10 protein-coding genes and 2 pseudogenes are annotated in these 10,496 nt (G+C 59.3%); 5 read left to right on the top strand and 7 right to left on the bottom strand.

Annotated features, from left to right (window positions below; all coding sequences use genetic code 11):
- Nucleotides 1–236, bottom strand: a pseudogene (locus BRA1253DRAFT_RS00710) (hypothetical protein); the annotation flags it as partial.
- Between BRA1253DRAFT_RS00710 and BRA1253DRAFT_RS43245 the strand changes: the two are divergent.
- The 3 genes from BRA1253DRAFT_RS43245 to BRA1253DRAFT_RS00700 all read left to right on the top strand — a co-directional run bounded on the left by BRA1253DRAFT_RS43245 (nt 235) and on the right by BRA1253DRAFT_RS00700 (nt 1,688).
- Nucleotides 235–372, top strand: a complete 138-nt coding sequence (locus BRA1253DRAFT_RS43245; RefSeq protein ID WP_157158504.1) for a hypothetical protein — start codon at nt 235–237, stop codon at nt 370–372. The pseudogene BRA1253DRAFT_RS00710 and the gene BRA1253DRAFT_RS43245 overlap by 2 nt on opposite strands.
- Nucleotides 373–743: 371 nt before the next feature.
- Complete coding sequence (locus BRA1253DRAFT_RS00705) at nt 744–1,013, top strand: antibiotic biosynthesis monooxygenase (protein ID WP_009859273.1); 270 nt, start codon at nt 744–746, stop codon at nt 1,011–1,013.
- Between the two features lie 264 nt (nt 1,014–1,277).
- Nucleotides 1,278–1,688 (top strand): hypothetical protein, encoded by a 411-nt coding sequence (locus BRA1253DRAFT_RS00700; protein ID WP_245285828.1) that lies wholly within the window; start codon nt 1,278–1,280, stop codon nt 1,686–1,688.
- Between the two features lie 156 nt (nt 1,689–1,844).
- Here the strand turns inward: BRA1253DRAFT_RS00700 and groL are convergent, their stop codons facing one another.
- The 4 genes from groL to BRA1253DRAFT_RS40365 form a co-directional block, all read right to left on the bottom strand.
- A complete protein-coding gene (gene groL / locus BRA1253DRAFT_RS00695; protein ID WP_009859272.1) occupies nt 1,845–3,494 on the bottom strand; it encodes a chaperonin GroEL in 1,650 nt (549 codons plus the stop codon).
- 71 nt (nt 3,495–3,565) lie between these two features.
- Nucleotides 3,566–3,880 (bottom strand): co-chaperone GroES, encoded by a 315-nt coding sequence (gene groES / locus BRA1253DRAFT_RS00690; RefSeq protein WP_009859271.1) that lies wholly within the window; start codon nt 3,878–3,880, stop codon nt 3,566–3,568.
- A gap of 769 nt (nt 3,881–4,649) precedes the next feature.
- Nucleotides 4,650–4,943: a hypothetical protein gene (locus BRA1253DRAFT_RS00685; protein ID WP_371261292.1), complete on the bottom strand. Its 294-nt coding sequence runs from the start codon at nt 4,941–4,943 to the stop codon at nt 4,650–4,652.
- Nucleotides 4,944–5,049: 106 nt separating this feature from the next.
- Nucleotides 5,050–6,594 carry an MHYT domain-containing protein gene (locus BRA1253DRAFT_RS40365; RefSeq protein ID WP_009859270.1) on the bottom strand — a complete coding sequence of 515 codons (1,545 nt, stop codon included), beginning with the start codon at nt 6,592–6,594 and terminating at the stop codon, nt 5,050–5,052.
- Nucleotides 6,595–7,482: 888 nt separating this feature from the next.
- On the opposite strand from BRA1253DRAFT_RS40365, the gene BRA1253DRAFT_RS00675 reads away from it, so the two are divergent.
- Nucleotides 7,483–8,046, top strand: a complete 564-nt coding sequence (locus tag BRA1253DRAFT_RS00675) for a hemerythrin domain-containing protein (protein ID WP_009859269.1) — start codon at nt 7,483–7,485, stop codon at nt 8,044–8,046.
- A gap of 157 nt (nt 8,047–8,203) precedes the next feature.
- Here the strand turns inward: BRA1253DRAFT_RS00675 and BRA1253DRAFT_RS43240 are convergent.
- A pseudogene (locus BRA1253DRAFT_RS43240) lies at nt 8,204–8,503 on the bottom strand (integrase core domain-containing protein); the annotation flags it as partial.
- A 949-nt stretch (nt 8,504–9,452) separates the two neighbouring features.
- On the opposite strand from BRA1253DRAFT_RS43240, the gene BRA1253DRAFT_RS46050 reads away from it, so the two are divergent.
- Nucleotides 9,453–9,665, top strand: a complete 213-nt coding sequence (locus BRA1253DRAFT_RS46050; RefSeq protein WP_157158503.1) for a helix-turn-helix domain-containing protein — start codon at nt 9,453–9,455, stop codon at nt 9,663–9,665.
- Between the two features lie 86 nt (nt 9,666–9,751).
- On the opposite strand, the gene BRA1253DRAFT_RS43225 is transcribed toward BRA1253DRAFT_RS46050, so the two are convergent.
- Nucleotides 9,752–9,985, bottom strand: a complete 234-nt coding sequence (locus tag BRA1253DRAFT_RS43225) for a hypothetical protein (RefSeq protein ID WP_009859267.1) — start codon at nt 9,983–9,985, stop codon at nt 9,752–9,754.
- Nucleotides 9,986–10,496: the final 511 nt, after the last annotated feature.

Raw genomic sequence — 10,496 nt, 5'->3', positions numbered from 1 at the left:
GTCTTTTCGTCCTGCTCAAGCCGAAGCTCTCCTTCGGTGATATGGCAGACCATGGCATTCATCATTGGGGGCCCCATGGTCTTCGATCCCGGCTGCATGATGATGTCGCGCATTGAGACGGTCTTAAAACCCGGGATCAGCGATGGTGTCTCGCCATCATACTCACGCACCACCACACCTGGCCACGGAGTTGTGTCCTTGTAGCCCGTAGTTTGAGCGGCGGCGGGCTTTATCATGGCCGCCGAAGCCGCTGCCAACCCGAATGTCAATGCAGAACCTTCGATCGATCTTGCTCATCGCTTTTCTCCCTGGGTTACTGCAACAAGCCGCCGCAAAAGCTGCGCGCGTGTGGAATGTGAAATCGTGGTGTGAAACCGAAAAGGGGGCGGTCTCTTAGGGTAGCGTACCTGCCGAACAGCGCTAGTACTGCTCGTTCGTCCCGAACGGTGACTTCGGCACATCCCGCTTCAAGGGCAACCTGACTGGTCCTGTGGCGGGTCGCAGTAAGTGTGCGGCCACGAGGCGATGATGCTGCTCCCGCAAGACCGCCCGGAGTTAGCCCATCAGCGAAGTGGCAGCACGCCTCAGTTTTATCGGACAAAAGGGCAAGCGTCCGATGGCATCAGTGCAACCCGGAAATGAAATAGCTCCAAGCGGTGGCCGGTACTATACTGGTGCTACTGGAAGTGCTGTTTCAAGCGTTCGTGGAAAGATTGCTACGACCAGTCTGGGAGGAACATCTGATGACGACTATGTTTGTTAGACACACGGTTTCCGACTACAAGACTTGGCGGAAAGTTTACGACGATTTTGCTCCGGTTCAGAAGGCGAAGGGCGTAACAGCCGAGGCTGTCTACCGAGCAGTCGAGAATCCCAATGACATCACAGTAACTCACGAGTTTGCCACGATTGAAGCTGCGCAAGCCTTCGCGGAGAGTGCTGAATTGAAGAATGCCATGCAGAATGCGGGAGTGGCGAAAGCTCCAACGATTTGGTTTACAAAAAAGGCGTGAAGTATCGATCCCGGCCAAGTGCCGGGATTTTTTTGCTGTGGTGGTACCATGTCGCCTGTTTGCCCATTGAGACATGCCGAGGCGGTCTGACGATATCCGAACACAGGGGTAGACCGGTAGAGAACGGCACGCGGCCAAAGTGACGCGATTGACCCTGGCTGTGTAAAAACGCAAAAGATCGAAACGCGACGAGAATGACATTCTGGCTTTGCGGGCCCGCCGCCCTAGAATTGCGGCGATCAGGATGGGCGAAATGCAGTATGTTTGCGACGCGCGAAGGGTAAGACCTGGTTCCGTATCGAGACGGAAGGTGAAGCGGTGCAAGAGTCGCGCCTGATGCGCCACACAGTCGAGAAATATTTCTGCCGCGAGCGAGAGAAGGCAGTCCAATCCTGGCGTCCGGAGCAGCCCAACGCGATCGAGCGCGACATCGGCCTCGAGACCCATGTACAGCGAGAGATGCCGCTTTTCCTCACGTTTCGTGACAGGGAGGGTAATGCCTTGGCTACAGCAATGCTGCCACCGGGTGGCAAGGATCGCGGCGGGTTCCGGATCATCATCGTTGCCGCATGCAATGCCGATCCTTATCCTGAGCAAGATGCGGCCATCGCTGCGCTAGGAGCGCATTTCGGTCTCACGCTCGATCGCCACCGCTGCTTCCCCTACGGCCGCTAAGAAGCCTGACAAGTATCGCTGCTTGGGCGGCTCGGGCTTCGACGCGCTCGCGCAATGGTGTGCCAGGATTGGACCCCGTCTGACCGCAAGGAAATCGGCAAAGGCTCGGCGTCGCTGCCGAGCCTTCTTATTATTGTCGAGCTCTGAATGTCGGGCTTAGAAGTCCATACCCCCCATGCCACCCATGCCGCCGCCCGGAGGCATCGCCGGACCGGCGCCGCCCTTCTTGGGCAGCTCGGCGACCATGGCTTCCGTGGTGATCAGGAGCGCTGCGACGGACGCCGCGTTCTGGATCGCCACTCGAACCACCTTAGTCGGATCGATGATGCCCTTGGAGACCAGGTTGCCGTATTCGCCGGTCTGCGAATCGAAGCCATACGAGTACTGATCCCTTTCGAGGATCTTGCCCACGATGACCGAGCCGTCCTCGCCCGCGTTGATTGCGATCTGGCGGGCCGGGTAGGACAACGCCTTGCGCACGATCTCCACCCCGGTCTTCTGGTCGTCGTTCTTGGTGCGAATGCCCTTGAGGTGCTCGGAGGCACGCAGCAGCGCAACGCCGCCGCCTGGCAAGATCCCTTCCTCGACCGCCGCGCGGGTCGCATGCATCGCGTCATCAACGCGATCCTTGCGCTCCTTCACCTCGACCTCGGTCGCGCCGCCGACGCGGATCACCGCGACGCCGCCTGCGAGCTTGGCAAGACGCTCCTGAAGCTTCTCACGGTCGTAGTCCGAGGTAGTTTCCTCGATCTGCGCCTTAATCTGGGACACGCGCGCCTCGATGTCGGCCTTCTTGCCTGCGCCGCTCACGATCGTGGTGTTCTCCTTGTCGATCATGACCTTCTTGGCGCGGCCGAGCATGTTGAGTGTGACGTTCTCGAGCTTGATGCCAAGGTCTTCCGAGATGGCCTGGCCGCCGGTCAGGATCGCGATGTCCTGCAGCATCGCCTTGCGGCGATCGCCGAAGCCCGGAGCCTTGACTGCGGCGACCTTCAGGCCGCCGCGAAGACGGTTGACAACGAGGGTGGCGAGCGCTTCGCCTTCGACGTCCTCGGCGACAATCACAAGCGGCTTGCCGCTCTGCACCACCGCTTCCAACAAGGGAAGTAGTTCATTCAACTGAGATAGCTTTTTCTCATTAATGAGGACGTAGGCATCATCCATTTCAACGCGCATCTTATCGGCGTTTGTGACGAAGTAGGGCGAGATGTAGCCACGGTCGAACTGCATGCCCTCGACAACTTCGAGTTCGGTCTCGAGCGACTTGGCTTCCTCAACGGTGATGACACCCTCGTTGCCGACCTTCTTCATGGCGTCGGCGATGAACTTGCCGATCACCGCATCGCCATTGGCTGAAATCGTGCCGACCTGCGCGATTTCCTCGTTCGAGGTGACCTTCTTGGAGTTTTTGACGAGATCGGCGACCACAGCTTCCACGGCCATGTCGATACCGCGCTTGAGATCCATCGGGTTCATGCCAGCGGCAACCGACTTCGCGCCTTCACGGACGATCGCAGCGGCGAGCACGGTCGCGGTGGTGGTGCCGTCGCCAGCCGCGTCTGCGGACTTGGAGGCGACTTCGCGCACCATCTGTGCGCCCATGTTCTCGAACTTGTCCTCGAGCTCGATCTCCTTGGCGACGGTGACGCCATCCTTGGTAATACGGGGAGCGCCGAACGACTTGTCGAGGACGACATTGCGGCCCTTCGGACCGAGCGTCACTTTTACCGCATTGTGGAGGATGTCGACACCGCGCAGCATGCGGTCGCGGGCCTCTACTCCGAATTTGACTTCTTTGGCTGACATAGTGGGTTTCCCTGAGTTTTTGACTTAATCTCACCCTTGATGATGCGCTCGAGAGGCGCTTGAGCGATGGATTAGGCGGCCTTCTTCTTGGAAGACACGTCGGTGAGAACGCCCATGATGTCGCTCCCCTTCATGATCAGCAGATCGACGTTGTCGATCTTGACCTCAGTGCCCGACCACTTGCCGAACAACACGCGGTCACCGACCTGAACGTCGATCGGGATCAGCTTGCCGTTTTCGTCACGACCGCCGGGGCCAACGGCGATGACTTCACCCTGGGAGGGTTTTTCCTTGACCGTGTCGGGAATGATGATGCCGCTAGCGGTCTTCTCTTCTGCGTCAATGCGCTTGACCACGACGCGGTCGTGAAGCGGACGGAATTTCATGCTCTCCTCCTATCCTCTAGTCGCTTTTAGTTTGGATGAAATAGCGGTCGAAGCTAGCGAGGGCTAACCGCTCCGAAAATAAGCGGCCCTCGCCGGCATACAAGACAAATCCGCGAAGGATTTCGAAAATCCGTCGTTCACCGGTCCGCGGAGGCCCATTCAGAGCCACCTAAAGGAGCCCCTGGAATAAATCTTGGCTGGTTCGAGGAAGCCGCTGAGGAAATTCGGGCCGGCTGTATCACCCGCACAGGTTATTGCTTGGCTTTGCCATCCAATACAGGGTTGCGCGCGTCTGGATTAGCCTGTTCAGGTACAATGATGCCGCGTCCAACGGCATTCTAGACCCGCGACGGTGCACGGACAGGCGGGGGAATCCCAATCCCCTCTCGCCTACCGAGAGAACCTGAGATGCAGCGGTCGAGCAAGTTTCTTTACAGATTCTCTCCCTCCAGCGAGTCGCTGCTTAAAACTCCGTCGTTCGGGACTTCGACCGCATCTCCAACTGACAAGCAAACATACGAAACGGAGTCAGTGTGGCGCACTGATAAGAAAATTACACAACCGGAGTCAGCCCATAGAGTGATAAGCAAAGATGTATATGCTTATCAGTTGTCGTATGACCGCTTGGCGCAAAGCTGTCGTTCGCTTTCGCGCCAACGTCGTAGAGCGAATCTAAAATGCAGCCTCGGCACAAGACGGCGTCGAAGCGCGCTCGGCCCATACCGGGAGACGCGACATTGAACGCAACTCCCGATCAGGGTTCGTTAAGTTATTCGGCTGCAATCGTGTGCACGGTCCCGCCTTGGTCGGCGTTTGTGAACACGAAGCCCTCGTAGCCGTTCTGCGCGACCTCCGCGCACTTTCTGCGGTATCCGCCGACGCCCTCCGGACCGAGGTAGGGCAAGAACCGCCGCACCTTGCCCTCTATGTTGGCGCCCATGTACCAGGAATTGGTGCCGGGCATCAGGGTTGTATTCACGACCTCGGCGACATGGGTGCCCCATGCGTCCTGCGCCTGAAATGCGCGTCCGCTTTGCCTCTGCCACTGGGTCAAGGCCGACAAGGATGCACGTCGGTCTTGGGCCCAGAAGCAGACCTCGGCGGCGGCCGACGTCCAACTGCTTTGAGCCGACGCACAGAACCAGACTTCTCGGAGTGCCCGACCTTCATCATCTATTCCCGGCGGCGGGGGAGAATTTCTGAATAGTATTGAAGATCACGCCGTCGGTCGCGGATGCCGTGGCTTGAATCGGCAAAGTGAATTGCACGGTGATGCCTGGTCCGGCGTTTGGGGTGGCCCATATGCGTCCCCCGTGAGCTTCGACAATCGAACGGCAGATCGATAGCCCCATGCCCATGCCGCCGGGCTTCGTGGTGTAGAATGAGTCGAACAGGTGTTCAAAACTCTCCGGTTTCAGTCCCGGGCCAGAATCCTGCACGGTGACGAGCACTCCCCCCGATGCATCTTTCCCAGTGCCGATCAGCAACCCGCGCGACCCTTCGCTGACACCGCTCATCGCTTGGACGGCGTTGATGATCAAGTTAAGGAGCACTTGCTGCAGTTGGACTCGATCTCCTTGGATGGGCGGCAAGCCCTCCGCGAGTTGCGTCTGCACCGAGACATTGTTTTTCATCGCTTCGCCACGCGTCAGGGCAATGACCTCAACGACCGCGTCGTTGACCTCCAAGGCATCCTTGCGCGGAGGCTCCTTCTTGATGAGGGCACGGATGCGGCCGATGATCTCGGCCGCACGCTTTTCGTTTTCGACGGTACGACCAAGCGCCTCCCGGGCCTTGTCCAGATTTGGCGGCTGGCCATCCAGCCAGCGCAAGGCCGCCCCGGCATTGTTCATTCCCGCCCCGAGCGGCTGCATGACTTCATGTGTAATCGAGGCCGCCAGCTCTCCCATGGCGGTGACCCGTTGGACGTGGGCAAGATCCGCCTGCGTCTGACGCAGGGCCTCCGCGGCGCGCTTGCGCTTGGCCACGGAGGCGAACAGGGCCGCCAGATCGGCGAGCACGAAGCCGGCGATCCCCACCGCCAAGGGGGTCCGATCGAGGGTCGCATCCACGTGGGTGTCCTCGATCGTGGCGGGAGCGCTACAAATGGCCGCCCGCATCCCGGTGTAGTGCATGCCGGATATGGCGACGCCCATGATGATGGCGGCGGCGAGCTTCTGCCCAGCGCCCCCGGTTCCGAACGCCAGCCACAGCGCCGCCGTCGCCGCGCCGATCGCGACGATGACGGAAAGCGCGAACCACAGGGGGTCGTAGCTCAATTGGACGGGCCCCCGCATGGCGGCCATGCCGGTGTAGTGCATGGCGAGGATGCCGAGCCCCATGAAGACGCCGCTGAGCACGACGCGGGGGCGCCATGCGCCCGGGCTACTGATGACGTAGAAGCTGCCGCTCGTACCCAGGATCGCCAGCACGAGGGAAAGGACAGTCAAGCCGACATCGTAAGACACCGGCATCGGCAGCTCGAAGGCGAGCATGGCGACGAAGTGCATCGACCATATGCCGCCTCCCATGGTGAGTGCGGCCGCCGCCAGCCAGATCGGGTGCGTGGGTACGCGCTGCGAGGGTATGTGGTGCGTGGGTCCTTGGGCCAGCGCCACGCGTTCGCCGAGATCCAGGGCGGTGTAAGACGCGAAGCCAGCGACCAGGATGGACAGGGCAACGAGAGAGGGATCGTATGTTGCGGTAACAATCATCGGGATCTTCCCCATTTTGGAGCAGAGACGAGGGAGGCACCACCCGATGCATCACAACCGACATTCCCCGGATGCCCGCTCCTACGATTGCGCGACGCAAGGGCAGTTGGCGGCATGATGCAGCGAGGTCTCGGTTCTCTCAAGGGCAACGATAGTTCGGCAGCGAGGCTGTCTCAAGCGAGGCGCGCTGTCTGCCCGGTCGGCGGCGGCACTGGTTCGATGGGCCACCACCAGCTGCCAGAACCCTCTGTCGGATATCCGAGTCGGGTCACAAGCCTTCGATGACCGCTAAGAGCGGCAACTTCCGACTTAGCCTCGGAAGCTGACGTCGTACACGCCTAGGCATGTACGCTCGCACGTCCCCCGATCTCTTACGTTAGTACAGGCTCAACGATGCGGCCGATGTGACGCGCAAGAGAGGCCGGTTCGATCCCGGCGAGCTTTTTCCGGCGTAGTGCCGTGAAGCCGCTGCATGCGGCCTATTCTTCCCTGTTCAAATAGAGAAAATCGACAAAGGAGGTTGCTCATGTGGCAACGCTAAACGAGTGCTTGGCCTCGGCCGAGTTGCATCTTGGCTTTCACAAACCGCCCGCGCGATCCAACGCGGCGTCGCCGCAAGGCGTGAAGCGATGCGTGTGAGGGCATGCTGTAGGCCGGTACGGGGAGGGGCGTGGCAGTTTTGGGACGCAATCCGCCATCGCAGACCGCGGCTTTCCCATTTCACACGCATCTGCAATTCAGAATATGGGTCTAAATTGCGGCTAGGCAATCGCGAGCATGGTCCGCACGAGTTGCGCGATCTTAAAATCGCATTGTCTCGGATTGATCTGTCGCAAATGCTGACACTCGACCATAGACTATATTGAGACCCGTTTATGGAGCTCTGCCATGATCATAGAGCGCTTATCCCAAGAGCATCTCAACATTGAGAAGCTGCTGGCCATCCTCGAGCGGGAGCTCGAGGTATTCGACCGCGGCGACCGTGCTGACTACGAGGTCATTCACGCGGTTATCAGTTACTTCGAAGTCTATCCAGAAGTTTATCATCATCCCCAGGAAGACTTGGTATTTGCCAAGCTGAGGGCACGAGATCCAGCCGCTGCTGCGAAGGTCGGCGATCTAGCTCGCGAACACCAGAAAGGGGCCCAACTTTTACGCCGCGTCGCTCAGGCGGTCGACAGCGTTCTCGCGAAACGTGGCATTCTGCGCGAAGATGTGGATCTTATCATTCGGGATTTTATCGCGCACGAGCGCCGTCACATGAGGATGGAAGATCGCGATTTTTTTCCAGTGGCAGTTAAGGTTCTCGAGCCTCACGATTGGACTGAGATCGCTTCAGCCGCGACGAGTCACAACGACCCGCTATTCAGCGACGTTGCCGAGGAGCGGTTTGACACGCTGCGCGCACATATTTTGCGGCTTGAGCAAGAGGCTGACGCGGAGCGTAAGTAATCGCTACGGCGTCGCGCAATGCATTTTGCCGCGCGACGCTGGGGACTGTAAGTGGCTCAACCCGACGAAGGAATAACATGAATTAAGAACCACCGATAACACATGACAATCGGGAAGATGAACCGCCCCGGGTTTGCCGGAGGCTGTTTGGTTTAAGTTATGCCGCCATGGCCGGTTGTTCCAGCATGGCGTAGTAGCGTTGCTCGGCTTCGGCTGGCGGGATGTTGCCGATGGGCTCCAGGAGCCGTCGGTTGTTGAACCAGTCCACCCATTCCAGGGTCGCGAACTCGACGGCCTCGAAGCTGCGCCATGGCCCGCGCCGATGGATCACCTCGGCCTTGTAGAGGCCGTTGATGGTTTCGGCGAGAGCGTTGTCATAGGAATCTCCGACACTACCAACGGAAGGCTCGACGCCAGCTTTAGCCAAGCGCTCGGTGTACTTGATAGAGACGTATTGGGCGGATTCAAACGGTCGTCGCAACACCAGGAGTTTGGAGGTTGCGATGAACGTTGTAAGGCGCAGATCGGCGCGGTCAGGACGAGCCCCATTGCCGTCGCCAGGACGGCCCTCTGTTGCCGGGCGCGATGAACAGAATAAATTTTGGCGGGCGATTGCCGCTGGGTTAAGCAGCGAAGATGCTGCACTCGAAGCCGGATTGTCACAACCTGTCGGAAGCAGATTATTCCGAAAGGCGGGCGGCATGCCACCTGGAAAACCGACCCAATATCTTCGGATGTTCCATAATGAAGGTTATGCGAATCAATAAAGCTTAGAAAAATCAATGTCTTACGTGTCATTTGCGCCGCTTCACTCGAATCCAACCGCGACCGACCTTCGTTACGACGCCTTCGCCTGTCTTCGCTGTACAGTGTCCCGCTGGCGCCGCTTTCGGTCGCGCTTGCGCCGAACTGGCGGTATCGAAGGCACGGGTGACAGAGAGGTGGCCAGCGTCGGCTCCTCGACGGCGCGGACGGGAGTTAGCTCCGTTGCTTGGGCGGGTGCGGACCGCGCCTCCATAATCTCGAGAACCGAGCGCCCCTTATCTGTGACACGCCAGCCGCCGTTCATCCGCTCGATGAGACCTTGAGAAAATATATCCAAGTCGGGTACGCGGGCTGCCAATCGCTTCGTGCGTTCGGCCCAGAACAGCCAGCTCGTCATCATTATCTGATGTCACGGCGATCTTCTTGGTCGGACTGATCACGCGCAGAAAGGCGCTATTTTGCATGCCCAATACTTACCGATCGTTACACGGGCACCCTGGACCGCCGTATCTTGGGTCGACATTACACGCGCCCCTAGCTTGCAGGCGCGAGTCAGACGACGTTCACGGCTCCTCCTGAACTTATCGTTTACGATCCTGACGTACGATGACGCTCCGCAGCGCTTTTGCTGGCTTGAATCGATGTCCAACAATCGACAAGAGGTCCGCCCGTGGTCGCCCGAAGAAGAAGCCCAACTGCTTGCGCTACACGATGAGGGCATGACTGCGACCGAGCTCGGCGAGCGCTTGGGTCGCAGTCGCCAGGCCGTCTACGGTCGGTTACAACGTTTCCGCAAGCAGCGAGGTCGAGTAAGCCGCACCAACGGACGCGCCTTTGCGCAATGGATCGGTTAGCCGAGAGTCCTCCCCCGCCCTCCCCATCTTCGCGTCCTTGACTGCAGCCGCAACGCCAGGTGACGCCCTCCTGCTGGACACAGGTGCTAACACTGCCATCCGGCGTGCGCCTGTACGACTGCCCAACCTGTAAGCGGTGGTTTGGCGAGATGCCGGCTGCCATAATTTGCCTGACGCGGCGTCTTTTGCAGGATCGCAAAAATCGGCAGCAGGGTGGAAATGGTCCGATCCGAGGCTCCTAAAAGTTCGGCGATTTGGTCCGCAGAGGACGACGAGATGCTTTTTCGGATGCGCGCGAGCGGAGCGTCATTCAGCGACATTGCAGCATACCTCGGCCGCAGTCAGGCATCGGTCGAAGCTCGCTATTCCAAACTAAAGAAGCAGATCAAACTGCGTGGTCGTTCCTAAAACATTACGCCCTGCCTCCGGCGGGATACGACCTGGTGAACACACCTTGTTGCTCACTACGGTTATAACGAAACGTGCAGCCATGTGTTGCGCCCCCGACTCGGCACGAGCCTTCGCGGCGACATGCGCCCCCATGCGGCGATGGATTAATTGTGCTCCTGGCCATCCGAGTTAACAGGCCATCCAACACTCTTTGCAAAACGCGGCAGCGCGTCAATTAAATCGAGCCACATGCGTTACGTGGGGCGTCGGTCCCGCTCGCGATCCGCGACGCGGCCGCCCGGAGTTAAGGCGGTGGCCTAAAAAGGAAGGCGGGGTCGGGTCAGCGACGATCTGGACGCACGCGGAGGGGCACGACTTTATCCATGTCGCTGTGACCGGAGCGCCGGCTTTGCAGCTGCACCACCTGCTTGAGTTCGAGAG

The sequence above is a fragment of the Bradyrhizobium sp. WSM1253 genome, from assembly GCF_000244935.1.
Classification (GTDB): domain Bacteria; phylum Pseudomonadota; class Alphaproteobacteria; order Rhizobiales; family Xanthobacteraceae; genus Bradyrhizobium; species Bradyrhizobium canariense.
This window is presented reverse-complemented; position numbering and strand designations above follow the sequence as displayed.

Excerpts from the sequence above, each read along its gene's own strand:
- BRA1253DRAFT_RS43245 (WP_157158504.1), top strand. The coding sequence starts at position 235 with ATGGCCGCCGAAGCCGCTGCCAACCCGAATGTCAATGCAGAACCTTCG.
- BRA1253DRAFT_RS00705 (WP_009859273.1), top strand. The coding sequence starts at position 744 with ATGACGACTATGTTTGTTAGACACACGGTTTCCGACTACAAGACTTGG.
- groL (WP_009859272.1), bottom strand. The coding sequence starts at position 3,494 with ATGTCAGCCAAAGAAGTCAAATTCGGAGTAGAGGCCCGCGACCGCATG.
- groES (WP_009859271.1), bottom strand. The coding sequence starts at position 3,880 with ATGAAATTCCGTCCGCTTCACGACCGCGTCGTGGTCAAGCGCATTGAC.
- BRA1253DRAFT_RS40365 (WP_009859270.1), bottom strand. The coding sequence starts at position 6,594 with ATGATTGTTACCGCAACATACGATCCCTCTCTCGTTGCCCTGTCCATC.
- BRA1253DRAFT_RS00675 (WP_009859269.1), top strand. The coding sequence starts at position 7,483 with ATGATCATAGAGCGCTTATCCCAAGAGCATCTCAACATTGAGAAGCTG.
- BRA1253DRAFT_RS46050 (WP_157158503.1), top strand. The coding sequence starts at position 9,453 with ATGTCCAACAATCGACAAGAGGTCCGCCCGTGGTCGCCCGAAGAAGAA.
- BRA1253DRAFT_RS43225 (WP_009859267.1), bottom strand. The coding sequence starts at position 9,985 with ATGTCGCTGAATGACGCTCCGCTCGCGCGCATCCGAAAAAGCATCTCG.